General features: G+C 63.4%; 26 protein-coding genes and 2 tRNA genes. 14 read left to right on the top strand and 14 right to left on the bottom strand.

From position 1 onward, the window contains the following. Nucleotides 1–9: 9 nt before the first annotated feature. The 3 genes from NKI25_RS25535 to NKI25_RS25525 all read right to left on the bottom strand — a co-directional run bounded on the left by NKI25_RS25535 (nt 10) and on the right by NKI25_RS25525 (nt 1,724). Nucleotides 10–1,230: an anion transporter gene (locus NKI25_RS25535; RefSeq protein ID WP_352707810.1), complete on the bottom strand. Its 1,221-nt coding sequence runs from the start codon at nt 1,228–1,230 to the stop codon at nt 10–12. 61 nt (nt 1,231–1,291) lie between these two features. Then, a tRNA-Arg gene (locus NKI25_RS25530) sits at nt 1,292–1,368 on the bottom strand. A 50-nt stretch (nt 1,369–1,418) separates the two neighbouring features. Then, nucleotides 1,419–1,724, bottom strand: a complete 306-nt coding sequence (locus tag NKI25_RS25525; protein ID WP_352472630.1) for an ETC complex I subunit — start codon at nt 1,722–1,724, stop codon at nt 1,419–1,421. Between the two features lie 160 nt (nt 1,725–1,884). Here NKI25_RS25525 and NKI25_RS25520 point away from each other — a divergent pair. After that, nucleotides 1,885–1,961: transfer RNA gene (locus tag NKI25_RS25520), tRNA-Pro, on the top strand. Nucleotides 1,962–2,084: 123 nt separating this feature from the next. Here the strand turns inward: NKI25_RS25520 and NKI25_RS25515 are convergent. Further along, entirely contained in the window at nt 2,085–2,912 is an 828-nt protein-coding gene (locus tag NKI25_RS25515; protein ID WP_352707809.1) for an alpha/beta fold hydrolase, read from the bottom strand. A 129-nt stretch (nt 2,913–3,041) separates the two neighbouring features. On the opposite strand from NKI25_RS25515, the gene NKI25_RS25510 reads away from it, so the two are divergent. Continuing rightward, nucleotides 3,042–4,043, top strand: coding sequence for a GlxA family transcriptional regulator (locus NKI25_RS25510; RefSeq protein ID WP_352707808.1), 1,002 nt, complete (start codon nt 3,042–3,044; stop codon nt 4,041–4,043). Between the two features lie 205 nt (nt 4,044–4,248). Here the strand turns inward: NKI25_RS25510 and hdaA are convergent, their stop codons facing one another. Genes hdaA through NKI25_RS25495 form a run of 3 tightly spaced genes read right to left on the bottom strand, consistent with a single transcriptional unit; the run spans nt 4,249 to nt 6,711 of the window. Continuing rightward, entirely contained in the window at nt 4,249–4,950 is a 702-nt protein-coding gene (hdaA, locus tag NKI25_RS25505; protein WP_352999722.1) for a DnaA regulatory inactivator HdaA, read from the bottom strand. Between the two features lie 5 nt (nt 4,951–4,955). Then, nucleotides 4,956–6,182: an AI-2E family transporter gene (locus NKI25_RS25500; RefSeq protein WP_352999697.1), complete on the bottom strand. Its 1,227-nt coding sequence runs from the start codon at nt 6,180–6,182 to the stop codon at nt 4,956–4,958. Further along, nucleotides 6,154–6,711 carry a CDP-alcohol phosphatidyltransferase family protein gene (locus NKI25_RS25495; protein WP_023677645.1) on the bottom strand — a complete coding sequence of 186 codons (558 nt, stop codon included), beginning with the start codon at nt 6,709–6,711 and terminating at the stop codon, nt 6,154–6,156. The genes NKI25_RS25500 and NKI25_RS25495 overlap by 29 nt, the downstream gene beginning before the upstream one ends. A 200-nt stretch (nt 6,712–6,911) precedes the next feature. On the opposite strand from NKI25_RS25495, the gene NKI25_RS25490 reads away from it, so the two are divergent. From NKI25_RS25490 to NKI25_RS25450, 9 genes are all read left to right on the top strand, one after another. Beyond that, on the top strand, nt 6,912–7,556 hold the full coding sequence (locus tag NKI25_RS25490) for a glutathione S-transferase family protein (protein ID WP_352999696.1): 645 nt from the start codon (nt 6,912–6,914) through the stop codon (nt 7,554–7,556). Nucleotides 7,557–7,696: 140 nt separating this feature from the next. Next, a complete protein-coding gene (locus NKI25_RS25485) occupies nt 7,697–7,978 on the top strand; it encodes a hypothetical protein (protein ID WP_352707804.1) in 282 nt (93 codons plus the stop codon). A 55-nt stretch (nt 7,979–8,033) separates the two neighbouring features. Continuing rightward, nucleotides 8,034–8,330 carry a hypothetical protein gene (locus tag NKI25_RS25480; protein ID WP_352707803.1) on the top strand — a complete coding sequence of 99 codons (297 nt, stop codon included), beginning with the start codon at nt 8,034–8,036 and terminating at the stop codon, nt 8,328–8,330. A gap of 205 nt (nt 8,331–8,535) precedes the next feature. Next, the gene (locus NKI25_RS25475) at nt 8,536–8,874 is read left to right on the top strand and encodes a hypothetical protein (protein ID WP_352707802.1); all 339 of its coding nucleotides are present in this window, start codon (nt 8,536–8,538) and stop codon (nt 8,872–8,874) included. 111 nt (nt 8,875–8,985) lie between these two features. Next, entirely contained in the window at nt 8,986–10,050 is a 1,065-nt protein-coding gene (gene purM / locus NKI25_RS25470; RefSeq protein WP_352707801.1) for a phosphoribosylformylglycinamidine cyclo-ligase, read from the top strand. Beyond that, the gene (purN, locus tag NKI25_RS25465) at nt 10,047–10,754 is read left to right on the top strand and encodes a phosphoribosylglycinamide formyltransferase (RefSeq protein ID WP_352457663.1); all 708 of its coding nucleotides are present in this window, start codon (nt 10,047–10,049) and stop codon (nt 10,752–10,754) included. The genes purM and purN overlap by 4 nt, the downstream gene beginning before the upstream one ends. 59 nt (nt 10,755–10,813) lie before the next feature. Continuing rightward, nucleotides 10,814–11,101: a type II toxin-antitoxin system ParD family antitoxin gene (locus NKI25_RS25460; RefSeq protein ID WP_352707800.1), complete on the top strand. Its 288-nt coding sequence runs from the start codon at nt 10,814–10,816 to the stop codon at nt 11,099–11,101. Further along, on the top strand, nt 11,094–11,387 hold the full coding sequence (locus NKI25_RS25455) for a type II toxin-antitoxin system RelE/ParE family toxin (protein WP_352999693.1): 294 nt from the start codon (nt 11,094–11,096) through the stop codon (nt 11,385–11,387). The genes NKI25_RS25460 and NKI25_RS25455 overlap by 8 nt, the downstream gene beginning before the upstream one ends. A 4-nt stretch (nt 11,388–11,391) precedes the next feature. Beyond that, the gene (locus NKI25_RS25450; RefSeq protein ID WP_352684972.1) at nt 11,392–11,907 is read left to right on the top strand and encodes a SixA phosphatase family protein; all 516 of its coding nucleotides are present in this window, start codon (nt 11,392–11,394) and stop codon (nt 11,905–11,907) included. A gap of 110 nt (nt 11,908–12,017) precedes the next feature. On the opposite strand, the gene NKI25_RS25445 is transcribed toward NKI25_RS25450, so the two are convergent. The 7 genes from NKI25_RS25445 to NKI25_RS25415 all read right to left on the bottom strand — a co-directional run bounded on the left by NKI25_RS25445 (nt 12,018) and on the right by NKI25_RS25415 (nt 21,135). Continuing rightward, nucleotides 12,018–12,290, bottom strand: a complete 273-nt coding sequence (locus NKI25_RS25445) for a DUF680 domain-containing protein (RefSeq protein WP_352707799.1) — start codon at nt 12,288–12,290, stop codon at nt 12,018–12,020. A 276-nt stretch (nt 12,291–12,566) separates the two neighbouring features. Further along, nucleotides 12,567–12,803 carry a DUF680 domain-containing protein gene (locus NKI25_RS25440; RefSeq protein WP_352783911.1) on the bottom strand — a complete coding sequence of 79 codons (237 nt, stop codon included), beginning with the start codon at nt 12,801–12,803 and terminating at the stop codon, nt 12,567–12,569. A gap of 378 nt (nt 12,804–13,181) precedes the next feature. Continuing rightward, nucleotides 13,182–15,383 (bottom strand): cation:proton antiporter domain-containing protein, encoded by a 2,202-nt coding sequence (locus NKI25_RS25435; RefSeq protein ID WP_502897435.1) that lies wholly within the window; start codon nt 15,381–15,383, stop codon nt 13,182–13,184. 171 nt (nt 15,384–15,554) lie between these two features. Further along, nucleotides 15,555–16,253, bottom strand: a complete 699-nt coding sequence (locus NKI25_RS25430) for a DUF2270 domain-containing protein (protein WP_254820271.1) — start codon at nt 16,251–16,253, stop codon at nt 15,555–15,557. 56 nt (nt 16,254–16,309) lie between these two features. Beyond that, nucleotides 16,310–18,418: a molybdopterin-containing oxidoreductase family protein gene (locus NKI25_RS25425; protein WP_352999688.1), complete on the bottom strand. Its 2,109-nt coding sequence runs from the start codon at nt 18,416–18,418 to the stop codon at nt 16,310–16,312. Between the two features lie 211 nt (nt 18,419–18,629). Next, the gene (locus NKI25_RS25420) at nt 18,630–20,507 is read right to left on the bottom strand and encodes an ABC-F family ATP-binding cassette domain-containing protein (protein ID WP_352569711.1); all 1,878 of its coding nucleotides are present in this window, start codon (nt 20,505–20,507) and stop codon (nt 18,630–18,632) included. A 448-nt stretch (nt 20,508–20,955) separates the two neighbouring features. Further along, entirely contained in the window at nt 20,956–21,135 is a 180-nt protein-coding gene (locus tag NKI25_RS25415) for a hypothetical protein (RefSeq protein WP_023677659.1), read from the bottom strand. Between the two features lie 132 nt (nt 21,136–21,267). Here NKI25_RS25415 and NKI25_RS25410 point away from each other — a divergent pair, with 132 nt between their 5' ends. The 3 genes from NKI25_RS25410 to NKI25_RS25400 all read left to right on the top strand — a co-directional run bounded on the left by NKI25_RS25410 (nt 21,268) and on the right by NKI25_RS25400 (nt 24,083). Then, the gene (locus tag NKI25_RS25410) at nt 21,268–21,441 is read left to right on the top strand and encodes a hypothetical protein (RefSeq protein ID WP_023677660.1); all 174 of its coding nucleotides are present in this window, start codon (nt 21,268–21,270) and stop codon (nt 21,439–21,441) included. A gap of 93 nt (nt 21,442–21,534) precedes the next feature. Further along, the gene (locus tag NKI25_RS25405) at nt 21,535–23,616 is read left to right on the top strand and encodes an ATP-dependent helicase (RefSeq protein WP_352999686.1); all 2,082 of its coding nucleotides are present in this window, start codon (nt 21,535–21,537) and stop codon (nt 23,614–23,616) included. Between the two features lie 164 nt (nt 23,617–23,780). Beyond that, entirely contained in the window at nt 23,781–24,083 is a 303-nt protein-coding gene (locus tag NKI25_RS25400) for a DUF982 domain-containing protein (RefSeq protein ID WP_023677662.1), read from the top strand. The last annotated feature ends 25 nt before the right edge of the window (nt 24,084–24,108 follow it).

The following is a 24,108-nucleotide window of genomic DNA, read 5'->3' as shown; positions in this document are numbered from 1 at the left end:
GGCGCGCTTTTAGGCCGCCAGCCATGCCGTCCCTACAAGAAGCGTGACCAGCGTCAACGGCAGGCCGACCTTGAAGAAGGCGATGAAGCCCAGCGGTTTGCCGGAGACCCGCGCGTGCTCGGCAACGATCAGATTGGCGACCGAGCCGAGCAGCGTGAAATTGCCGGCCAGCGTCGAGCTCATGGCGACGACTAGCCAGGCCCGCTCGGGGTTTTCCAGTCCGGGCACGAACGGCTTCAGCGCCAGCACGGCCGGGACATTGCTCATGATGTTGGACAGCACCGCGGTGAAGCCGGACAGCCGCCAGACGTCATTCAGCCCGAGGTCCTTTGCCGAGGCGACGATGTCGGGCGTCAGCAGCGTCTTCTCCGCCCCGGCGACGACGATGAACAGCCCGGCGAACATGAACAGCAGCGGCCCATCGATCTCGCGATAGATGCGCTCAGGTTTGATGGCGCGGGTCAAAAGAAGAATGGCGCCGCTGATCAGCGCTGCCTTGGCGACTGGAACACCGGCGAAGAAGGCGATCGCCAAACCGACACAGACGACCACCGCCTTCACCACCTGCCCCGGCAGCATGCGGCCGCGATAGACTTCGGGGCTGAGCTCGGCTTTGCGCGAAAATTCGGCGCGGTAGACGATGCGGATGATGACGATGACGGCGACGAGGCCGAACGCCGCGACCGGCGCCAGCGCCGCCGAGAAGGCCGGGTAGGAAATCCCCGACAGCGCGCCGATGACCATGTTCTGCGGATTGCCGGTGATGGTGGCGACGCTGCCGCAATTGGACGCCGTGGCGGTGGCGATCAAATAGGGAACCGGATTGCGGTTGATGACGCGGGTGACATGGACGACGATCGGCGCCATGACCAGGCAGATGGCGTCGTTGACCAGGAACGCCGAGAGGACGCCGGTCAACAGCGTCACCATCACCAGCAGCATGAATGGCGCATGGGCGTGCTCGATGGCGAACCCACCGAGCGCGCGAAAGGCGCCCGACACTTTCAGATGCGCCACGACGATCATCATGCCGAGCAGAAGCGTGATGGTGTCGAAGCTGATGGCGCGGTAGGCGTCTTCCATGGTGAGCGCGCCGATGGCGATCATCGCCGCACCGCCGAGCAGCGCGATGCCTGCCCGGTCGAGGCGCAGCCCGGGTATCCTGCCGATTGCGACGCCGGCATAGGTCAGGACAAGGATCAGCAGTGCCGCCGCGCCCATCGCTGTCATGTTTCGGAAATCCTGTTCGCGACTGGCGAGTGAACCTGTCCGGAATAGACCTTGAAAATATTGGCGATCCCGACAGGATTCGAACCTGTGACCATCGGCTTAGAAGGCCGGTGCTCTATCCAGCTGAGCTACGGGACCGCTGGCCGGCCGCATGACCGGCGAATTGTGCCGGGAGGGCCGGTATGGGATCAATGCGTCCAGGGCGTCCTGCGGTCATAGCGGAAATTCTCCGCATAGGAAATCTGGCGGCGCTTGATTTCCTTCGGCTCCTCGACGCGGAAAGCCAGCCCTTCCTTCTCGGCATAGGCGACCGCGTCTTCTCTTGTGTCGAAGGTCAGCCTGATCTGGCTTCGCATGTCGCCGGACGTGGTGTAGCCCATCAGCGGATCGATCTTCTTGCGCTGCTCCGGATCGAATTCCAGCACCCAATAGCCGGTTTTGGCCTTGCCGGACTGCATCGCGGTTTTGGCTGGGCTGAAAATGCGGGCTGACATGACCACCTCATTGCTGGTTGCAAGCACACGACCCCGAGACCACATTACTGTTCTCTGGCCATGCACTAGCCCGTCATTACTGCGCAATGCCGCCTGCAGCAAGGCCGATGGCTTTTTACGCTTGCTTTGGCAGGCTGAAATCACTAGGCAACAGACCGTTCGGAGTGTAGCGCAGCCTGGTAGCGCATCTGGTTTGGGACCAGAGGGTCGGGAGTTCGAATCTCTCCACTCCGACCATTCATCAAGCGAATCTCGTCGGCAGCGCAAGCGGGCCACGCTCGAGCGTGACCCGTCGTCGTATCACGCTCAGGCAACGGACGGACTGAGCGGAGCCAGCGCTGCCCGTCCGATATCCAGCCGTCAGCTTTGGACGAAGGCCAGCAGATCCGGATTGATGATCTCCGGATGCGTGGTGCACATGCCGTGCGGCAGGCCCTTGTAGACCTTGAGCGTGCCGTGCTTCACCAGCTTGGCCGCAAGCAGCGCGGAATCGGCGATCGGCACGATCTGGTCGTCGTCCCCGTGCATGATCAGGACGGGCACGTCAATCTTCTTGAGATCGTCGGTGAAGTCGGTCTCGGAAAAGGCCTCGATGCAGTCGTAATGAGCCTTGGCGCCGCCCATCATGCCCTGGCGCCACCAATTGTCGATAGCCCCTGGCGAGACCTTGGCGCCCTCGCGGTTGAAGCCATAGAACGGGCCGGCCGGCACATCCCTGTAGAACTGGGCGCGGTTCGCGACCAAAGCGGCGCGAAAGCCGTCGAAGACCTCGATCGGCAGGCCACCCGGATTGCTGTCGGTCTTGACCATGATCGGCGGCACGGCGCCGATCAGCACCGCCTTGGCAACGCGGCCGCCACCGCCATAAAGCGCGACGTAACGGGCCACCTCGCCGCCACCGGTCGAATGGCCGATGTGGATCGCATCCCTGAGATCGAGATGCGCCGCCAGCGCCGCAACGTCGGCGGCGTAGGTGTCCATCTCATTGCCAGTCGCGGTCTGCGACGAGCGGCCGTGGCCGCGGCGGTCATGTGCGATGACGCGGTAGCCCTTTTCGAGGAAGAACAGCATCTGGTTGTCCCAGTCGTCTGAGCTCAGCGGCCAGCCGTGATGGAACACGATCGGCTGGCCCTTGCCCCAATCCTTGTAGAAAATCTCGGTGCCGTCATGGGTGGTGAATGTGCTCATCGTCCTACTCCTTGATGGAAAAGTCGGGGGTAACAGGGAAGCTTTTAGCCCCTTCAGCTGGACAAATTATAACAGTGTGGCCAGGGTGAGCATTGGCAAAACGGACATTCAACGTGGCAAAACTGACAAATGACGGCTGCGCGTGATCTGATCGAAATCGGCCTTGTCTTGTATCCCGGCGTGCAGGAAGCGGCCGTGCTCGGCCTGACCGACCTTTTCATGCTGGCAAACCGGCTGGCTGTCGAGCGGTCGCCCGGGGCGGCGAGGCTTCGCGTCAGTCATTGGCAATTGGAGGACGCGGGCCACACCGTAGTCCGCACCTTCGACAGCGACCCCGGCGCCGACAATGAACCAGCCATGGTTATCCTCCCGCCGACCTTGGGAGATCCGATCGCTCGGGAAGCAGCCGCGCCCTATGCCGGCTGGCTCAGGGATCGCCACACGGCAGGCGCGACGCTCGGTTCGGTCTGTGCCGGCGCCTTCGTGCTTGCCGAGACTGGCCTGTTGTCCGGCCGTGCGGCGACGACGCACTGGGCCTATCGCGAGGCGCTGGCGCTACGCTTTCCAGACATCTTGCTCGACGCCGACAGGCTGGTTATCGATGATGGCGATATCATCACCGCCGGCGGCTACATGGCCTGGACCGATCTCGGCCTGAAGCTGGTGGACAGGGTGCTCGGGTCAGCCGTCATGATGGACACGGCGCGTTTCATGCTGGTCGACCCGCCGGGCCGCGAGCAACGTTTTTACAGTCCGTTTGCGCCGCGGCTGACCCACGGCGACGGAGCGATCCTCAACGTGCAGCATTGGCTGCAGGCGAACGGCGCGCGCGACGTGACGCTCGGCGCCATGGCAGAGCATGCCGGGCTGGAGGAGCGGACTTTTCTGCGGCGCTTCCGCAGCGCCACTGGCCTCAAGCCGACCGAATATTGTCAGCACCTGCGGGTCGGCAAGGCGCGCGAGATGCTGGAAACCACGATGCGAGCGATCGACCAGATCGCCTGGGAGGTCGGCTATGACGATCCCGGCTCCTTCCGCAAGGTATTCGCCAGGATAACCGGCCTGGTGCCCGGCGACTATCGCCGGCGCTTTGGCGTGGAACGAGCGGCGCTTGGGGGAGACGAAAGCTGAGGCCTGGCCGCCGCGCAATGCCGCTATCGATCGACGCTGCCAAAGGCAAGCTCGCCGGGAAGAGAACCCCAACCGCCCCATCTCCCGGCGAGCCTACTACCTGATTTGATACGCAATCAGGACCGGGATTAGCCGGCAAGCTCTTTGCTGCAAGACAGATGCCAGCTTTTGTTCCCGAAATGGGACAATGGCGGAACTGGAATCGTCAAATCTCGAACTCGCCCTGCCCTTCGTCCATGGCGCTGACCGTCTCGGCTGCCAGGGCGCGGGTGATCGGCGTCTTGCGCTCGAGCGCGGTGCGGTCGAGCCGTTCGACCACGCGCATGGCCGTGGCCAGCGAGCGCTCGATGCGGCGCACCAGATATTGCACGACATGCGGCTCGACCTCGACCTGGCGGTCGGCGAACAGCTTTGTGATGACGCCGGCCAGCAGAAGATCGTCGGGTTCGTGGATCTCGACGGGCGCCGCCGCCTTGAGCCGCGACACCAGGTCGGGCAGCCTGACGCCCCAGGCGGACGGGAAGCGCCGCGCCGTCAACAGCAAGCTCGAGCCGGCGCCGCGCACCGCGTTGATCAGGTGGAAGAGGCCGTGCTCATCGATCGGTTCGGCATCGATATCGTCGATCAGGGCCGGATGCGGGCCGAGGTTTTCGATGCAGTCGCCGATGCGGCCGGCCGCCACTTTCATGGCGTCGGCGCGGGTCCGCCAAATCGAGGCCAGATGGGTTTTCCCCGAGCCGGCCGGCCCGGCCAGCACAACGACCGGCGACGGCCAGTCCGGCCAGCGGTCGACAAGCGCCGCCGCCTGGCTGTTGGTGCTGGAGACGACGAGCTCGTCGCGCGAATAGCCGGTGCCGTGGCCTAGATCGAGCGGCAATTGACGCGGCGGATCGATCTTGTCCGGCATCTGGCTCAACCGCGCGCGCCCCCGCGGCGGCGCACCTGCAGCGGCGGCACCGGCTCGTCCGAATGGCCCTTGTAGAGCGGCGATTCGAGGTAGCGCGCGATGGCGAAACGCACCAGAACGGCAACGGCGGCGGAAGCCGGTACGGCGATCAGCAGGCCGACGAAGCCGAACAGCGCGCCGAAGGCAAACAGCGCAAACATCAGCCATACCGGATGCAGGCCAACGCTTTTGCCGACCAGCCTGGGCTGCAGGATGTTACCCTCGATGAACTGGCCGACGAAGAACACACCGGCTACCGCTGCGACCATGGTCCAGTCTGGCCAGAACTGGACGAAGGCGACGCCGACGGCCAGCACCAGGCCGGTCAGCGAGCCGACATAGGGGATGAAGGAGATCAGCCCGGCGAACAGACCGATGAGGATGCCGAAATTCAGGCCCGTCAGTGTCAGGCCGGTGGCATACATGGCGCCGAGCACCAGGCACAGCGTGCCCTGGCCGCGCACGAAGCCGGCCGTCGCGGTGTTGATGTCCCTGGCGATCGTCCTGACGGTCTTGACGTAATCGCGCGGCACCCAGCTGTCGACGATTGCCACCATGCGGTCCCAGTCGAGCAGCATGTAGAAGGCGACGACCGGCGTTACCACGAACAGGCTGACGACCGAGACCAGCGCCACGCCGGAGCTCCAGATCGAGGTGAAGACGGTGGTCAGGAGGCCGAAGCCGGAGGTCAGCAGCGAGTTCAGGCCTTCGCGCAGGCCGTTGGCGTCGACGCCGAATTTTTCTTCCAGCCATTTCGGGTCGAAGCTGGTGATCAGGCCCTGCAGCCGGGTCAGATAGTCCGGCAGCTTGCTGGCGAAATCAGCCATCTGCGAGGCGAGCACCGGAACCAGGATAACGACGGCCAGCACCAGGACGACGATGAAGGCGATGAGGATGACCACCGTCGCCATCAGCCTGGAGAGGCCGAGCCGCTCCAGCCGGTCGGCCACAGGATCGAGGAAATAGGCGAGCACCATGCCGGCGACGAACGGCAGAAGGATGCCGCTGAAGACATAGAGGAAGACGGCGAGGATGACGGCGCTGACCAGCCAGAAGCGGATCTGCCGGCGAAACGACGCCGATGCCGCAGCCTCCGCTGCCGCAGCTTCGGCCTCGGCGTCGATGGACCGTTCGTCAGGTGCCCGGTGGTCAGGTGCCCCGTGTTCAGGTGCCGGGTGTGGAGCCTTCGCCATAGCCGCTCATATGCCTCAGCCAAGCCACGAGATAGGCCGCGGCCGAAGCCACGGTCAAGACCCCGGACAGCAATATCAGGGCCGGCCTCAGCGGATCGAGACGGATGTCGAAGGCGAGTTCGCCCAGCACCACCGCCGCCAGCACGATCTGGATCGCGGTGTTGGCCTTCGACACCAGGAGCGGCTTCATCTCGACCGGATGCGCCATGACGGTGGATAAAAGCACGGCGCAGACGATCAGCGCATCGCGCGACACCATGGTAACGACCAGCCACAGCGGCAGTTCGCCGCTGAAGCCCAGGACCACGAAAACCGAGACCAGCAGCAGCTTGTCGGCCATCGGATCGAGATAGGCGCCGAGCCTGGAAAACTGATTGAAATGGCGGGCGATGAAGCCGTCGACCCCGTCGGAAATGCCGGCAATGAGGAAGCCGGCAAAGGCCCAGTCCCAGCGTTCCTGCAGCATCGCCAGCACCACGGCCGGCACCAGCACGAAGCGCATGATCGTGATCATGTTGGGGATGGTCAAACGCATATCCCGTCGCTCTTGTTTGTCGATACATGATGGAGATGGAGGGTTACGGCAAGTGAGAAGCGACACAGAAGCTGCCAATCTCCCCACGAGGGCGCCAGCAATGAAATAGGTCAAGACCGATGTCGATTTCGGGGAGGCTCATTCGTCTCACGATAGGAAGCCGAGGAAATTTGCCCAGCAAGGAAACGGACGCGATGACAATCACTATCACAGCATTTGAACGATCGCCCGATGGCGGCAAGGGACTGGCGCGTGATACGCGCGTTCGCTGGGCGCGCGAAGAAGTGGGGCAGCCGTATGAGGTTCGTCTTGTTTCCTTCGCAGCGATGAAGGCGCATGAACATCTGGCCATCCATCCCTTCGGCCAGATCCCCACCTATGAGGAAGGTTCTCTCTCGCTGTTCGAGACCGGCTCGATCGTCTTTCATGTTGCTGAGCAGCATGCGGGATTGCTGCCGAAGGATCGCAATGCCCGCGCGCGTGCGATCACGTGGATGTTTGCCGCACTTAACACCGTCGAGCCGCCGATCCTCGAATTAACGACGGCAAGAATATTCGAACGTGACAAGCCTTGGAGCGAGGAGCGCTTGCCGTTGGTAAAGGACCGTGTTCGCGCTCGGCTGGACAAACTCTCGGCTCACTTGGGCGTCGCCGACTGGCTCGATGATGCGTTCAGCGCGGGCGATTTGTTGATGGTGTCGGTGCTGCTGCGACTAAGAATGTCAGGCATTTTGGACGAATATCAAAACTTGGCTGCCTATGTAGCGCGCGGGGAAGCTCGGCCGGCTTATATCCGGGCTTTCGCCGCGCAATTTGCGATCAACGCAGAGGGGGCGTGAAGGATAGCCAGCGTTGAACTAACCAAATGGAAGCGAGCCCGAAGCGCGCTATCCTTTGGCCGTTAGGAAACAAGGCGCGCTGTGGATGGACTAATAGGCCGCTAGCAAGGCACGATGCGCAACAAAGAGGGAGTGGAACCTTGTCTTTGGCCGTTGGCGAAGCGCGTAAGTATCTCGATACGTTCATGACGGGACATGGCTTTCGCCGCATCCGGAAAGGCGTCTTCGAAGTCGACCGGAGCGACGATATCAGCCTGATTCTCGAAGAGGCCTTTACTGCAAGCTATGGCGATGTTCATTTGAACATGCTCGTTTACCTGGACTTTCTTACCGTCAGGCCGTTGCTTGAAAGGCTGTACGGCAAAAAATGGATCTGGCCCGGACTGTCGCAGTTTCATCCTGAAACGATATTTAAACAATGAGCTGAAAGCTTATGCTCGTTACTTTGAGCACCTTGACCAGACGAGCATAGATAGGTTGCTGGGGAAATATGTCGAGCTGGCGCGACGGATCAGGGCTCAGAACCCGGACCTCGCCAGTTACGTCGCCGGACATAGCGAGTTGCTCGACAAACCTTACGAATTCACACAGCCCTTCGCAGTTCGAATCCTCGCGCTGATTGCCTGCGAAATCGAACTTGGGCACTACGAGCGGGTGAAGCAGGCTGTGCACTGGATTCGAACGAACAATAGCGGAATAGCGCTGAGCGGCTACGCCAAGGCACAACTCGACCGCGTCGACATGGTTCTGGCGGAACGAGAGGGTCGTCCGTAAGGGCGGCATCTTGGGCGACTTTCCACTCTTTTGTCGAGCCAAGACCGTCTGATCCCGCCGTCATCCTTGCGAGGTGCGGTCGTTCATGCGAAGAAACGGGGAAAGCAATAGCTTATTTTCCGACCGCCGAACGACGATGACACAGAGAATCACAATCGTTTGGCGAGTCACGCTTTGCTATTTGGCCGGATTGACGGAAAGTCTTTTGGTCTTCGCATTTTTCGGAGCCTCGCACCGCAACGTGGCAGCGCAGGATCTTCTTTCGACCTTCGCTCTTTATCTGGCCGTAGGCGTGGTCGTCTCTTGGCCCGCCTGGCTGACCGCCGCTGTCGTCGCGTTCCTGTTCGCGCGGTCGATCGTTGCAAATCCAGGTCTGTGGGCTGCCGCGGCGGCTTTGGTCGCCGCCGGCTTCTCGTATGGAACCCTGCCCTTCGACGGTGAAATCAGATCTCTTGCCACCGTCGGTGGCCTCGCCGCAATTCTGGCAGGCATTTCTTTTTATTGTTGGAGTGTATCACGCCCGGTTCCCCCGGCATCCAACTGAAAACACCATTAATCGCGCGCTTGCCTTGCGGGGCAAAACCGTTCATGCGAAGAGCCCGCACGCGAGTGAAAACAGCGACAGGCAAGCGCAACAGATGAGCAGGCGCCGGAAATGAGCAAGCGCAAGAACGGGCTCACCTATGCCGAAGCGGGCGTCGACATCGACGCCGGCAATCTCATGGTCGAGAAGATCAAGCCGCTGGTGCGCGCCACCCGCCGGCCGGGCGCCGATGGCGAGATCGGCGGCTTCGGCGGCCTGTTCGACCTCAAGGCCGCCGGCTTCACCGATCCGGTGCTGGTGGCCGCCAATGACGGCGTCGGCACCAAGCTGAAGATCGCCATCGACGCCGGCAAGCATGACACGATCGGCATCGACCTCGTCGCCATGTGCGTCAACGACATCGTCGTGCAGGGCGCCGAACCGCTGTTCTTCCTCGACTATTTCGCCACCGGCAAGCTCGATCCCGACCAGGGTGCTGCAATCGTCGGCGGCATTGCCGCCGGCTGCCGGCAGGCCGGCTGCGCACTGATCGGCGGCGAGACGGCGGAAATGCCTGGCATGTATCACGACAAGGACTACGACCTTGCCGGCTTTGCCGTCGGTGCAGCCGAACGCGGCCAGTTGCTGCCGACCGACGACATCGTCGAGGGCGACGTGCTGCTCGGCCTCGCCTCGTCGGGCCTGCATTCGAACGGCTTTTCGCTGGTCCGCCGCATCGTCGCGGTAAGCGGCCTTGGCTGGGGCGATCCGGCGCCGTTCAATGACGAGGCGACGCTGGCCGAGGCGCTGCTCGAGCCGACGCGCATCTACGTCAAGTCGATCCTCAAGGCGATCCGCAACACGCACGGCATCAAGGCGCTGGCCCATATCACCGGCGGCGGCTTTCCCGAAAACATCCCGCGCGTTCTGCCCAAGGATTTTTCGGCCGAGCTCGATCTCGGCGCCATCGAGGTGCCGCCGGTGTTTTCGTGGCTGGCCAAGACCGGTGGCGTCGCGCCGGAAGAGATGATGCGCACCTTCAATTGCGGCATCGGCATGATCCTGGTCGTCGCCTCCGGCCAGGCGGCGCAGGTCGCTGCCGTTCTGCAGGAGGCCGGCGAGACGGTGACGCCGATCGGGCAGATCGTGCCGCGCCGCGATGCCGGCGTCATCTATCGGGGCTCGATTGGCCTATGACCAGGAAACGGACGGTCGTACTGATCTCGGGGCGCGGCTCCAACATGACGGCGCTGGTTGCGGCGGCGAGCAACCCGGCCTATCCGGCCGAGATCGTCGGCGTCATCTCCGACCGCGCCAATGCCGCCGGCCTTGGCATCGCCGCGGCGCGCGGCATCGCCACCAGAGTGATTTCGCGCTCCGACTATGCCAGCAAGCAAGCGCATGACGAGGCGATCGATGCGGCCCTCTTATCGTTCGGCGCCGAGATCGTCGCGCTGGCCGGCTATATGCGCATCCTCGGCGCGCGCTTCGTAGAGAAGTGGCAGGGCCGCATGATCAATATCCACCCTGCCCTGCTGCCTGCCTTCAAGGGGCTGGATACGCATGCGCGGGCCCTCCGCGCAGGCATGCGCATCCATGGCTGCACGGTGCATTTCGTCACGCTCGACATGGATGACGGGCCGATCATCGCCCAGGCCGCCGTGCCGGTGATGGTCGGCGACAATGAGGACACGCTGGCCGCGCGCGTGCTCAAGGCCGAGCACCAACTTTATCCGCTGGCGTTGGGCCTTGTCGCCGAAGGCAAGGCGCGAATGGAAGGCGGCCGCACGGTGTTTTCGCGCTTCGCCGACGATGCCGACAACGCCACGTCGGTGGTGATCGCGCCCGACCCGCTGCGCGAAGAGACCGATCTCGAGCACCTGGCGCGGATCACGCCGTGAGGGTCAGTTCTTGAATTTGGTAGCAAATTTTGCTACCGTTTTCGTGAGGAGACGGCTTGATGGCGCCAGTCGAAAAAGTCAGCGTAGCGCTTTCCCCGGAACTGCTGGACATGGTCAAAGGCGCGGTGGCCAGCGGGCAGTACGGTTCGACAAGTGAAGTGATCCGCGAGGCACTGCGCGAATGGCGGCTTCGCCAGCCCTTGCGCGAGGCCGAAGCGGAGCGGTTGCGGAAAGCCTGGACGGAAGGGCTGGAGAGCGGTCCGTTTGCGCCGTTCGACATCGAGGACATAAAACAGAAAGCCCGCAGCCGGTTGGGCAACACCAGCAAAAACCGGCGGAATGGCTGACATCCGCATTGTCCACAGCCCGGCGGCAGAAGACGACCTGATCGATATTTGGTTTGGCATTGCAAGGGACAACCCGCTTGCCGCGGACCGCTTTTTGGATGCTATTGCCGAGCGCATCGTGCAATTGGGCATATTCCCGGAATCCGGTCCCAAGAGGCCCGACATCGCTGCCGAGGTGCGGGCGTTGACGATCGGCAACTATCTCGTGCTTTATCGCCTAGCCGAACAGCGCGTCGAGATCGTCCGCGTCGTGCATGGCGCACGCGACGCTTCGGCCTTATTTTGAATCCATGAAGCAACTGCTGCTCCTGCGTCACGCCAAGTCGAGTTGGGACGATCCCGACCTCATCGACTTCGACCGGCCGCTGTCCGCGCGCGGGCTGAAGGCAGCACCACTGGTCGGGCGCGAACTGGCCCGGCGCGGCTGGCTGCCGGAGCTGGCGCTGGTGTCGCCGGCGCTGCGCACCCGCGACACGTGGCGGCTGGTCTCGGCGGAATTGCCGGCGAAGGTGCAGGCCAAATTTTCCCAGGCGCTCTACGAGGCAGCGGCGGCGGACATCCTCGCCAAGGTGCGGCAAGTAAAGGCGGGGACTGGAACACTGCTGGTGCTTGGCCACAATCCCGGGCTGGAGGAGTTCGCGCGCGGGCTTGCCGAGGCTGGATCGGACCAAGCGGCGCTGAAGAAGCTGGCGGAGAAATACCCAACCGCGGGCCTGGCTCGGTTCGACGTCGACGGCGATTGGACCGGTCTCACCTTCGGCAGCGCCCGACTGACGCACTGCATTTGGCCGAAGGATCTTCGCTAGGGACTGCCCGACAGGCCGGGGGATCGCCGACCTTTCGACCAAACCCGGCTTCGCACAAACAAAAGCGGCGGGCCAAGCCCGCCGCTCTTCGTGCTCCGGGGTTTGAGGAACTATCGGCCCCAATTGCCCCGGCCAGATTGGGGCACTACGGGTTGATCCGTGCCGAACCGGGTCGTCGCCTTGGTGTCGACGGCGTTGTGCTCGGCCGTCAGCGGCTTGCGGATAGAACCGGTAAACCCGCTGTCGATGGTGCCGACAGGCGCGTTGCCAACAGGCGCGGCCGGCTGGTTGACGCCGTCCGAACCATAGTGATCACTGCCTGCAAAGGCGCTGCCCGTGGCGAGGAGGACGATGGTGGCGACGGTAAGAGCAATCTCGGTCATTTCAGGTACTCCAATGTACTGGTCATTCGTGAGTTGTCGTTGCTTTCGACGCATTCGAGATGAGAGCGCTGTCCGCGCCGACGAATACGCACCCGGCTTTTTCCGATGTGCACGTTGCTGGACGATTTCAGCAACCGAGATTGTGGCTACAGATGAAACCTGCAGATCAACGTATTCGATTGGCGCAGGATGCTATTCGGCGCACACGCCCGTTGATACGCGAAAGCAAGAGTAGCGGGCCAAGCCCGCCGCTCTTTGTGTTGCGGGCCGTGATAATCAGCGGCCCCAGATGCCTTGGCCGGATTCAGGCGCCACCGACTCGGAGGTTATCTTGGCACCGGTATGCTCGGAAGTAACTGGCTTGCGGATCGATCCGGTGAAGGTGTTGTCGACGTTGGCAGCAGCAGCAGCGGCCGGCTGGTTGAAATTGTCCGAGCCATAATGGTCGCTGCCGGCAAAAGCAGTGCCGGTGGCAACGAGGATGGCGGCGGCGGTAAGAGCGAGCTTAGTCATTTCGGGTACTCCGGTAGTTCTTTGGTCTGTCCGTCAAGTGGCGTGCCTCGGGAGGAATTCGCGTCGCTCGGACCACCCCGAGATGGGTCGGCAAGCCTGTCGTTTCCAATCACGAAAATTTTGTACGGGTGCGCCAAATTGGCCGCTTGAAATTCGACATGCAGCTCCTTTCGCCACAATGTTCTTCTTTCTTTTCAACTAGTTATGCGGTCAGTGGTGATTTGCCGCGCGAACATTCTTTGAGCCGGCGTTCACCCTTTCCTGTACTCTCTGTCAACAGCACCGAACCGTTCGGTTCGAGTTCCTTTACGTTTGGCTGATCAGCGCTTTCAGAGGCTCGATCGACATTCCTGCCGACGGATCAATGCGCCGTGAAATTCACGCTGCCAGCTCAGCGCCAGCGGCGTCGTGCTTGGGCCGCGCGCTGGCCAGAAGCACGACGGGGCAGTTGCAGGCGGCTAAAACAGCGCCGGCGGTTTCACCGAAGAACAGGTCCTCACCCGGACGTTGGGTGACGCCCATCACGACGATCGCCGCGCCTTTGGCCGCCTCCCGGGTGATCGCCTTGTCGGGTGTGACGCGGGTATGGAACGCTGTGTCGATATGCAGGCCGTAGCGGCCCGCCAGATCAGCGATGTCTTTCAGGACGGCCTCTTCGCGGCTATGCGACACCGATGTCGACCTGCGGCCCTTGGCTGCCGTTTGCGAGACGTAAAGTATCTTGACCCGCGCCCGGTTTGGACGGGCCAGCGCCAGCGCCAAGTCGGCGGCGCGACGCGCCACTTGGGTACCGTTGACGGGGACGAGAATGCTGGTGCCGGCCTTCAGAGTCGGCATCTTTTCGGCAGCATTGCCGCCGTTCAGGACCAGGCAAAGCGGGCCGTCAAATCCTCCGGCGATGTCGTTGAGGGCCGGCGCGAAGGCGCCATCGGCGGTCAGCACATTGTCAAGCCCGACCAGCAGCAGGCCGTATCCCTTGCGGGCCTCTTCGGCGATCGTCTCACCGGTGGCTTCCAATTCGGTGCGGGCCGTCAGGTGGACTTTGCCGACAAGCGTATCTTCAATCCGTTTCACCGCCCGGGCGCTTTTTTTTGCACCCTTCTTGATTTCCTTCAGGGTGCGCTCCTGTCCTTTGCTGTCGGTTGGCCTGTCAATTCGGCCGTCCTTCGGCTGAAGCAAGGTGGTGGGCATGCCGCTGCCTCCGCCGACCAGTCCGGCGAGATAGGCAGTGAACTTGCCGATCCTGCTGTCGTCGACCAGCACCAGCAGCCGCTCCAGCCTGGAAATGAAGCCGTATTCGTCCAACGCCTCGCGCTCGACACGCTGCTGCTCGTCGTGCCCAACCGGCAGCCGGCCGAGCGCCCAGCGCAGCATCGGCGGCACGGCCAAGGTGGTGATCACGGCCATGGTGACGATCATGGTGAAGAGATTGTGCGACAGGATGTTCATCGACAGGCCGATGCTGGCGACGATCACCTCGGTCGAGCCGCGCGCGTTCATGGCACTGCCGACGGCGATTGCTTCCTTGAACGACATGCCGGCGAGCTTGGCGCCGATGAACGCGCCGCCAAACTTGCCGATGCTGGCGATGACCACGAGAGCGCCCGTCAGCATGGCAAGCGTTGGATCGGCGAGCACGGTGAGATCGGCGGAAAGCCCCGCCATGCCGAAGAAGATCGGCATGAACAGCGCGGTGATGACGCCGCGAAGTTGGCCTTCGATATGGCTGGAGAGGATGGGCGATTCCCCGACAAGGATACCGGCGACGAACGCCCCCAGCACGGTATGGACGCCTATCATGTTGGTGATCAGCGCCATCACGCCCATGATGATGAGGATCATGGTGATCACCGCAAACTCGCTGCGGAATTGATCGTTGGTCCAGCGGATCAGGGTGAAGACAAGACGGCGGCCAATGGTGAAGGAGAACACCATGAACAGTGCCACGGCGGCGATGGTGGTCACCAGCGGCACGAGCTGCAGCCTGCCATTGGTGGCGATGCCGAAGGTTACGGCGATGACCAGCCAGCCGATCGTGTCCTCGATAATCGCCGAGGAAATAATCACCTGTCCGAGGTTGCGGCGCATGAAGTTCATCTCGCGCACCACCATGGCGACGATCTTGACCGACGAGATCGACAGCGCGGTGCCCAGGAACAGCCCGGCGACGGTGCGTTGCGTCGCGTCGGCCAGCAGTGCGTCCGGCAGGAACTGCGCCAGCGCGAAACCGCAGATGAAGGGCACCACAATGCCGGTCGCCGAAATGGAAAAACATGCCGCGCCAACCCGGCGCACCAGCCGCAGGTCCGTCTCCATGCCGGTCAGCAAAAGCAGCATCAGGATGCCGAGCTGCGAGACGGCGTCGATCATGCCCTTTTGCGCAGGATCACTGGGAAAGATCAGGTGCTGGGCCGACGGCCACAGCCAGCCGAACAGCGAAGGACCGAGCAGGATGCCGCCGATCAGTTGGCCCATGATTGCCGGCTGGCCATAACGCTGTAGCACTTCGCCCAGGCCGCGCCCAACAAGCAGCAGAAGCACGATCTCGGCGACGAAAGCGCCTTCGCCCGAACCACCCATGCCGGAGGCCCGGGTACCGGCAACGAGCGTCTCCGCTGCCCAGGCCGCGCCCGCGGGGACGAAAGCGCAAACCAGCAGCGCCAGGCTGGAACGTGTCGGAACCTGCCAAGCCATGAAACCCCCATCGCCCAAATGCACGTGTCCAACAACGCGCGACAGGGCGTTGCGTTGCTAGACGTGAACGTCACCGAAGGAGAGTTCGCCGTCGTCGCTCTCTGTCAGAAAGGCTGTCACCAGCAGGCCTGCATAGAGGACGGCGACCAGCACGACGATGGCGCCACCAGGAACCGGACCCAGGGCAGCACTGGCGACGGCCTCACGCATCGACCCGACGAAGCCGATGCGGACGCCTTCGGTCAGAAGACTGGGGGTCGACAGTTTGAGGATCCAGGCCAGCAGCAGAATCAGCAGCATGTAGATGTAATTGCGACGCAGGCGGCGCGCCAAAGCCACGCGTTGCGAAATCAGGAATTTCGGCGCGCGCAGGCTCTCGCCGACTATCAACAGCCAATCGGACGCGAAGTCCGGCTGCGGCGAGAATATCTGCGCGAAATAGTGCCGTTCGAACTGGCGCACACGAGCCCGGTAAAAGTCGAAGAAGCGGTATCGCCGCGCCTCGATCCACAGCAGCAGCAGAACAAGCAGCATGGCAAACAGCAGCACGCCGTGATGAGCGCTGGCTGTCGAAAGCGAGACGGAGAGCATCGCCGCGACGACCGTTATTGCCCAGTTGCTTGTCCGGTCCAGGCGGTCGCGCCACCCAGCCATGCGCGCAATCTCGGCGCGATGAAAGTGGGACATCGTGGTTACGAGTTCGCCGGACGACAGTGTCCTTCCGATGGGATCCGGCGCCGGCAACACTTCTGCCATGACAATGCCTCCACCCGCCACGCGAAAACGGCCGGATGGAGATATCGTTCCGACGCTCAATCCGCCGGGCGCAGCCAGACCTTGTTGTCGTGGAAGGCGGCGCCGCCATAGGGCGCCGGCGCATCGGCGCCGGTCAGCACGTTGATGCCCTCGCCGCGCTCATGGGCGCTGTTCGGCCAGATGCCTTCGGCGACGACGACGCCGCGCTTGATGCCGTCGAACAGCTTTGCGTGCAGCACCACCTCGCCACGCTGGTTGCCGACTTCGACACGGCCGCCGTCCGCGACGCCGAGTGCCGCCGCATCATCGGGATGCAAGAGCAGCTCCGGCCGGCGCTCTTTTGCCTGCGATACCGGTGTTTCGGCAAAGGTCGAATTGAGGAAATTGCGCGCCGGCGAGGTGGTCAGCCGGAATGGGTGCGCCTCGTCCGCCACCTCGATCAGGTCGACATGATCGGGGAATTCCGGCAGGCTCGCCACCGGCCCGAACAGGCCCATGCTTTTCGGTGGCCGGTTGGGCGACGCCTGGCCCGTCCAGTCGGCGCGAAAATGGAACTTCTTGTCGGCATGGCCGAAGCCGTCGAGGAAATGCGCGGCCTCGAAATCCGGCTGCAAATCGACCCATTTCTGCTCTTTCAGGCTCGAAAAGCTGCCCAGCCCACGCTTGCCCAGGATGATATCGATATGCTGCTGCTCGGTCATGCCGAAGCCCGGACGGTCGGCGACACCGAGCCTTTTGCCGAGCTCCTCGATGACGAAATGGTTGGTGCGCGGACCTTCCGGCGGGTCGATCAGCTTCGGCCCGAGTGTGATGTGCTGGTTGCCGCCACCCTTGTAGACGTCGTCATGCTCGAGAAACATCGTCGCCGGCAGCACCACATCAGCGAGCTTGGCGGTGTCGGTCATAAACTGCTCGTGCACGCAGGAAAACAGATCGTCGCGCAGAAAACCTTGCTTCACCAGCCGCTGCTCCGGCGCGACATTCACCGGATTGGTGTTCTGGATCAGCAGCGCCGTCACCGGCGGGCCGCCATAGAGCGCATCCTCAGCCCCGGTCAGCACCGGGCCGATGCGCGAATGATCGAGATGACGGATCGCGGGGTCGCGCATCTTGGTGCCTTCCAGCAGTTCCTGGTTGAGCTTGAAGATGCCCGAATTGGTATGGAAGGCGCCGCCTCCCTCATGCTGCCAGCAGCCGGTGACCGCCGCGATCGAGGCTGCGGAATGCATGTTGACCGAACCGTTGCGCTGCCGCGAAAAGCCGTAGCCGAGGCGGAAGTAAGTCTTCTTCGTCGTGCCGACGAGCCGGGCGAAGGTCTCGATTTCGTCGACAGAAAGCCCGGTGATATCAGCGGCCCATTGCGGCGTCCGCGTCTTGAGATGCGCTTCCAGACCGTGCGGATCGTCGGTGTATTTTTCCAGATAGGCGCGGTCGGCCATGCCGTCACGGAACAGCACGTGCATGACAGCGCATGCCAGCGCGCCGTCGGTGCCGGGCTTCAGCACCAGGCCGAGATCGGCCTGCTTCATCGTCGCGTTTTCGTAGACGTCGATGACGACGATCTTGGCGCCGCGTTCCTTGCGCGCCTTGATGGCGTGGGTCATGACGTTGACCTGCGTGACCACGGCGTTGGTGCCCCAGATCACCACGCAGTCGGACTTTGCCATCTCACGCGGATCGGGGCCGCGCAGCGCGCCGGCGCCCATCATCCAGCCGGTCCAGGCCAGATTGGTGCAGATCGAACCGAAGAAGCCGGAGTATTTTTTGGCGTGCCTGAGCCGCTCGATGCCGTCGCGCTGCACCAGCCCCATCGTGCCGGCATAGTAATAGGGCCAGACCGTCTCCGAGCCGTATTTTGCCTCCGCCGCGATGAATTTTTCAGCGACCAGATCGAGCGCCGCCTCCCAGCTCGCTTCCTTCCAGGCGCCGTCGCCCTTGGCGCCGGCCCGCACCAGCGGCTTCAGCAGGCGGTCGGGATGATGGACGCGATCGGCGTAACGGGCGACCTTGGCGCAGATGACGCCGGCCGTATAGCTGTTGGCCTTGGCGCCATGGACGCGGCCGATGCGCCTGGCGTCGAGCAACTCGACCTCGAGCGCGCAGGTCGACGGACAATCATGCGGACAGGCCGAATGGCCGATTTTGAGCTTGGCATGCTGATTCATGGGGTCAAACTAGCTGCTTTGGACAACCAGGTGTAGGGCCAGATGACGAGCCAATCCCCCCCAAGTGGGGGAGATGTCCGGCAGGACAGAGGGGGGCGTGAAGGATCGCTACGTCGTCGGTGTGACTCGCTCTTGATCAAACTCCAACGACCGGCGGCTCCAAATGGCTGTCAGGCTGGCGGGAACCCACGAGCGGGGAGATTACGCTCTCCTACTCCGCCGTGCCTTCCTCGTACTCCGCCGACATCGACAGCCATTTTTCCTCATGGCCGGCCAGCTGTTGCGCAAGTTGTGAGCGCTCCTTGGCCAGCCTTGTCGCGGTCGAGGGGTCCTTTTCGTAGACGGCCGGGTTGGCGAGTTCGTCCTCGATCAGGTCGATGCGCTTGCGGAGGCGGTCCATCAGCGCTTCGGTGGCGCGGATTTCCTTGGCCAGCGGCTCGAAGGCGGCGCGGCGCGCGGCCGCATCGCGGCGGCGGTCGGCCTTCGACGCTTTGTCCGCCTCGCGCTTGCCGCGGCGGTCGCCGGAGACGCCGGTAACCAGCGTCTTGTAATCCTCGAGATCGCCGTCATACGGATTAACCGCGCTGTCCTTGACCAGCCACAACCGGTCGGCGGTCGCTTCGAGCAGATGGCGGTCGTGCGAGATCAGGATGACCGCGCCGGGAAAATCGTTCAGCGCATGGATCAGCGATTCACGGCTGTCGATATCAAGATGGTTGGTCGGCTCGTCGAGGATGAACAGGTTCGGCCCCTCGAAGGCCGACAGTCCCATCAGCAGCCGCGCCTTCTCGCCGCCGGACAGGTCCTTGGCTGCGGTGTTCATCTTTTCGGTGGTCAGGCCGAACTGGGCGACGCGACCGCGCACCTTCGATTCCGGCGCTTCCGGCATCAGCCGGCGGACATGCTCATAGGCGTTTTCGTCCGGCCTGAGGTCGTCGAGCTGGTGCTGGGCGAAGATTGCTACCTTGAGCCCGGGCGCCACCGTCATGCTGCCGGTCTCCGGCTTCAGCCGGCTGGCCAAAAGCTTGGCGAAAGTCGACTTGCCGTTGCCGTTGGCGCCGAGCAGCGCGATGCGGTCGTCGGCATCGATGCGCAGCGTCATCTTCTTCAGGATCGGCTCGCCCTCGGTGTAGCCGACGTTGACGTTGTTCAGCGCAATGATCGGCGAGGCCACCGACTTCACCGACTCCGGAAAGGAGAACGGCCGCACCGTGTCGTTCACGATCGCGGCGATCGGCTTCATCTTCTCCAGCGCCTTGATGCGCGACTGCGCCTGCCTCGCCTTCGACGCCTTGGCGCGGAAGCGCTCGACGAAGGATTCCATGTGCTTGCGCGCTGCTTCCTGCTTGACGCGGCCCTTCTCCTGCAATTCGCGCTGCTCGGTGTATTGGCGCTCGAACTGGTCGTAGCCGCCGCGCCAGAAGGTCAGCTTCTTCTGGTCGAGATGGACGATCGAGTTGACGGCGCGGTTGAGCAGGTCGCGATCGTGCGAAATCAGCAGCACGGTGTGCGGGTATTTCGACACGTAGTTTTCCAGCCACAGCGTGCCTTCGAGATCGAGATAATTGGTCGGCTCGTCGAGCAGCAGCAGATCGGGCTCGGCAAACAACACGGCGGCCAGCGCGACGCGCATGCGCCAGCCACCGGAGAAGGACGAGGCCGGGCGCCGCTGCGCGGCATCGTCGAAGCCGAGGCCGGCGAGAATGGTGGCCGCGCGTGACTCGGCCGAGTGCGCATCGATATCGGCCAGCCGCATGTGGATGTCGGCGATGCGGTGCGGATCGGTCGCCGTCTTTTCCTCTTCGAGCAGCGCACTCCGTTCAAGATCGGCCTTGAGCACGATCTCGATCAGCGGCTCCTCGGTGCCCGGCGCTTCCTGCGCCACCTGACCGATGCGCGTGTTCTTGGGCAGGCTGATCGAGCCGGTTTCGGAGGCGAGATCGCCGGTGATCGCCTTGAACAAGGTCGTCTTGCCGGTGCCGTTGCGGCCGACAAGGCCAGCCTTGCTGCCGGCCGGCAAGGTCAGTGAGGCATGGTCGAGAAGCAGGCGTCCGGCCATGCGGAGCGAAAGGTCGTTGATGATCAGCATGGCCGGGCTTTTGCACGGGACAACCATGCTTCGCAAGGGCTTGAGCCCCGGTTCGCCGCATAAGGCGCGAAAACCGGCAAGCAAGTCAGCCCGCCGCGCCGCGACTTCCCGCAAAACGCAAAAAGAACCCGCTATCCTGAGGGGGGACAAGGAGAGCGGGCTCTTTCGTGAACGGCGGCCTTGGGAGCGTCCGATCGACATCCAAACACGCAGGAGCCCGGTTTGTTCCTTGGGAAGAACGAACTATGTGATGAACAAATGCTGCTGTGGCCGGCAGGTTTGTCCACAGGGGCGTGCCGTCTGTACGCTATCGACCATGACGCTGCGGAAAGACTCGGCTATCCTTGGATGTGCGGCGGGCCTGATCTCCGCCTGGCCGGCGCCATCAGCTTCCTCCCAAGCGGCGCCGGCCACCTTCCTTGACCGGCGCCGACGCCATTTGAGGCGGTCATTGTTTCGGCGGCGTGCCGGGCTGATCGCCGCCGGTCGTCGACTTCGGCACCGGATTCTTGTCGACCTGCGGGTTCTGATCGACCGTGTCGCCAGGGGCCTTGGTCGGCTGGATATTGTTGTCGCAACCCGCAACAGTCAGAGCTGCCATAAGCAGCAGGATTGAGCGCTTTTTCATCGCAGTCTCCTCTCGCCCGACAACGAGGCGTCGGCGATTTGGTTGCGCGGCCGGTGTCGTTCCTGCATTCGCCAAGGGGCCTGGGAACAAAATGCCGCGTCTCCGGTTGCTCCACAATCAATGGAGGAAGGCATGATCCGTCTGCTCATCGCCGGGGCAATCGTCTATGTTGCCTATCGCGTCGCCAAGAAAGTGATCGACGAGGTGCCCGACGATTTTGATCCGCTGCTGTTGCCACCGCCACAGGACGATCGCGAGGCGCTGCGGCGGCAATCGGCAAGGATGGGCGTCGAGCCCGAGCGTTAGTCGACAGGCCTGCCCGCAAGGCTTCTCGCTCACGGGCCCTATTCCGGCTCCGCAAACCGTTGCGAACAAAGCAGAAACGATGCTTGATGGGCGATGAACCTCGCCGCCCGTGATTCGTCCTTCCAGCCGGCCTATCTGGCGAAGCTCAACGCCGAGCAGAGGCTTGCCGTCGAACATGGCGACGGCAAGATCGCCGGGCCGTTGCTGGTGATTGCCGGCGCCGGCTCCGGCAAGACCAACACGCTGGCGCACCGGGTCGCGCATCTGATCGTCAGGGGTGCCGACCCGCGCCGCATCCTTTTGATGACATTTTCGCGCCGTGCCGCAGCGGAAATGGCCAAGCGGGTCGAGCGCATCGCCGGCGAGGTGCTGGGGCGCGATGCCTCGGTGATTACCGATGCGCTGAGCTGGGCCGGCACGTTCCACGGCATCGGCGCCAGGCTGCTGCGCGATTATGCGCTGGAGATCGGTCTCGATCCGGCCTTCACCATCCACGATCGCGAGGATTCCGCCGACCTGATGAACCTCGCCCGCCACGAGCTTGGGTTTTCGAAGACCGAAGCCCGCTTCCCGACCAAGGGCACCTGCCTTGCGATCTATTCGCGCGCGGTCAACGCACAGGCGCCGCTCGGCGAGGTGCTGGGTTCGGTGTTCCCGTGGTGCGCCGGCTGGGCCGAACAGCTGAAGCAATTGTTCGCCCGATATGTCGAGGCCAAGCAGGCGCAGAACGTGCTCGATTACGACGACCTGCTGCTCTACTGGGCGCAGATGGCCGGCGAGCCGGAAATCGCCGCGCATCTGGGTGCACGTTTCGACCAGGTGCTGGTCGATGAATACCAGGACACCAACCGGCTGCAGGCCTCGATCCTGACGGCCCTCAAGCCCGACGGATCGGGGCTGACGGTGGTCGGCGACGACGCGCAGTCGATCTATTCGTTCCGCGCCGCGGAAGTGCGCAATATCCTGGATTTTCCCAAGCAGTTCGCGCAGCCGGCGGAGGTCGTCATGCTGGAGCGCAACTACCGCTCGACCGAGACCATCCTGGCGGCCGCCAATGCGGTGATCGGCGAAGCTTCGGAGCGTTTCACCAAAAATCTCTGGACCGAGCGCAAATCTGCGGAAAAGCCGAAGCTGGTGAGTGTGCGCGACGAGACCGAGCAGGCGAGCTATGTCTGCCAGGCGATACTCACCGAACGCGAGGCCGGCACCGTTCTCAAAGCACAGGCGGTGCTGTTTCGCGCCTCGCACCATAGCGGCCCGCTGGAGATCGAGCTGACGCGCCGCAACATCCCCTTCGTCAAGTTCGGCGGGCTGAAATTCCTCGATGCCGCCCACGTCAAGGACGTGCTGGCCGTGCTGCGCTTTGCCGAAAACCCGCGCGACCGCGTCGCCGGATTTCGCGTGCTGCAACTTCTGCCCGGCATCGGCCCCTCGGCCGCCAATGCGATCGTCGAGACCATGGCGACGTCGCTCGACGAGACGATGGGGCTTGCCCGCTACCGGCCGCCGCAGCGGGCCGCCGACGACTGGCCGGGCTTTGTCGCGCTCTATTGCGGCCTGCGCGCCGGCGCAAAAAAATGGCCGGCCGACATCGAGCAGGTCAGGCTCTGGTACGAGCCGCATCTGGAACGCATCCACGAGGATGCGACGACGCGCCGGGCCGACCTCCTGCAGCTCGAGCAGATCGCTTCCGGCTATGGCTCGCGCGAGCGCTTCCTCACCGAGCTGACGCTCGATCCGCCGGACGCGACCAGCGACGAAGCCGGCCCGCCGCACCGCGACGAGGATTATCTGATCCTGTCGACGATCCATTCGGCCAAGGGCCAGGAGTGGAAGAACGTCTTCGTGCTCAACACCGTCGACGGCTGCATCCCGATCGATCTCGGCGTCGGCAGCAAGGAGGACGTCGACGAGGAGCGGCGGCTGCTCTACGTGGCGATGACGCGGGCCAAGGACAGCCTGCACCTGGTCATGCCGCATCGCTTTTTCGTCCACGGCCAGGCGGCGCGCGGCGACCGCCATGTCTATGCCTCGCGCACGCGCTTCATCCCGCGCTCTATCCTCGGCGCCTTCGAGCAGGTGGCATGGGCCAGCGTCCAGGCCAGAGACGATCCGCGCCGCCAGCCGCAGGTGCGTGTCGACCTCGGCGCCCGCATGCGCGGCATGTGGAAATAGGCACCCGCCTCGACGTCGGCGCTGCTCGCCCGGCGACCGCTCCCAGAGCCGGCGAAAAAACAATCCCGGCAACATGGAACCTCGCGCCGTGATCCGCGTTTCTGCCCGACCCCCAGACCGGAGAACGGCGTCCGCCGTGACCTCCGCCCATTCGAGAGGCCAGAATGCACGACAGGACGTTTTCCACCCCGGTCGCCCTAACTGTTGGCGCCGGCTACAAGCGTACGATCGCTTCGTTCTCCGAGATGCACGAATTCCTGACCGAGTTCCCGCCTTCGCGCCGCCGGCTGAGCTATGGCGCCGCGGTAAAGGCCTGCGAGGCGGCACGTGCCGGCGATATCTCGGCCGAAGCGGCACGCGACGCCCTGATCACCTTCGCCGTGACGGCAGGTATCCTCTGGCCGGCCGCCCAGCCGGCAGTCTCGGTCAAGCCGGTCGCCCGGGGCCTCGGCGGCTACGCCGCCTGACAAGACTCTTCGTCATCATGGCCGG

This window comes from Mesorhizobium sp. M0808, from assembly GCF_040320025.1.
Taxonomy (GTDB): Bacteria; Pseudomonadota; Alphaproteobacteria; order Rhizobiales; family Rhizobiaceae; genus Mesorhizobium.
Note: the sequence above shows the minus strand (reverse complement) of the source record. Positions and strands in the feature narration are given on the sequence as shown.

Bases quoted from the DNA above. Each gene is read 5' to 3' on its own strand.
- NKI25_RS25535 (WP_352707810.1), bottom strand. From the start codon at position 1,230: ATGACAGCGATGGGCGCGGCGGCACTGCTGATCCTTGTCCTGACCTAT.
- NKI25_RS25525 (WP_352472630.1), bottom strand. From the start codon at position 1,724: ATGTCAGCCCGCATTTTCAGCCCAGCCAAAACCGCGATGCAGTCCGGC.
- NKI25_RS25515 (WP_352707809.1), bottom strand. From the start codon at position 2,912: ATGAGCACATTCACCACCCATGACGGCACCGAGATTTTCTACAAGGAT.
- NKI25_RS25510 (WP_352707808.1), top strand. From the start codon at position 3,042: ATGACGGCTGCGCGTGATCTGATCGAAATCGGCCTTGTCTTGTATCCC.
- hdaA (WP_352999722.1), bottom strand. From the start codon at position 4,950: ATGCCGGACAAGATCGATCCGCCGCGTCAATTGCCGCTCGATCTAGGC.
- NKI25_RS25500 (WP_352999697.1), bottom strand. From the start codon at position 6,182: ATGGCGAAGGCTCCACACCCGGCACCTGAACACGGGGCACCTGACCAC.
- NKI25_RS25490 (WP_352999696.1), top strand. From the start codon at position 6,912: ATGACAATCACTATCACAGCATTTGAACGATCGCCCGATGGCGGCAAG.
- purM (WP_352707801.1), top strand. From the start codon at position 8,986: ATGAGCAAGCGCAAGAACGGGCTCACCTATGCCGAAGCGGGCGTCGAC.
- purN (WP_352457663.1), top strand. From the start codon at position 10,047: ATGACCAGGAAACGGACGGTCGTACTGATCTCGGGGCGCGGCTCCAAC.
- NKI25_RS25460 (WP_352707800.1), top strand. From the start codon at position 10,814: ATGGCGCCAGTCGAAAAAGTCAGCGTAGCGCTTTCCCCGGAACTGCTG.
- NKI25_RS25455 (WP_352999693.1), top strand. From the start codon at position 11,094: ATGGCTGACATCCGCATTGTCCACAGCCCGGCGGCAGAAGACGACCTG.
- NKI25_RS25450 (WP_352684972.1), top strand. From the start codon at position 11,392: ATGAAGCAACTGCTGCTCCTGCGTCACGCCAAGTCGAGTTGGGACGAT.
- NKI25_RS25445 (WP_352707799.1), bottom strand. From the start codon at position 12,290: ATGACCGAGATTGCTCTTACCGTCGCCACCATCGTCCTCCTCGCCACG.
- NKI25_RS25440 (WP_352783911.1), bottom strand. From the start codon at position 12,803: ATGACTAAGCTCGCTCTTACCGCCGCCGCCATCCTCGTTGCCACCGGC.
- NKI25_RS25435 (WP_502897435.1), bottom strand. From the start codon at position 15,383: ATGGGTGGTTCGGGCGAAGGCGCTTTCGTCGCCGAGATCGTGCTTCTG.
- NKI25_RS25430 (WP_254820271.1), bottom strand. From the start codon at position 16,253: ATGGCAGAAGTGTTGCCGGCGCCGGATCCCATCGGAAGGACACTGTCG.
- NKI25_RS25425 (WP_352999688.1), bottom strand. From the start codon at position 18,418: ATGAATCAGCATGCCAAGCTCAAAATCGGCCATTCGGCCTGTCCGCAT.
- NKI25_RS25420 (WP_352569711.1), bottom strand. From the start codon at position 20,507: ATGCTGATCATCAACGACCTTTCGCTCCGCATGGCCGGACGCCTGCTT.
- NKI25_RS25415 (WP_023677659.1), bottom strand. From the start codon at position 21,135: ATGAAAAAGCGCTCAATCCTGCTGCTTATGGCAGCTCTGACTGTTGCG.
- NKI25_RS25410 (WP_023677660.1), top strand. From the start codon at position 21,268: ATGATCCGTCTGCTCATCGCCGGGGCAATCGTCTATGTTGCCTATCGC.
- NKI25_RS25405 (WP_352999686.1), top strand. From the start codon at position 21,535: ATGAACCTCGCCGCCCGTGATTCGTCCTTCCAGCCGGCCTATCTGGCG.
- NKI25_RS25400 (WP_023677662.1), top strand. From the start codon at position 23,781: ATGCACGACAGGACGTTTTCCACCCCGGTCGCCCTAACTGTTGGCGCC.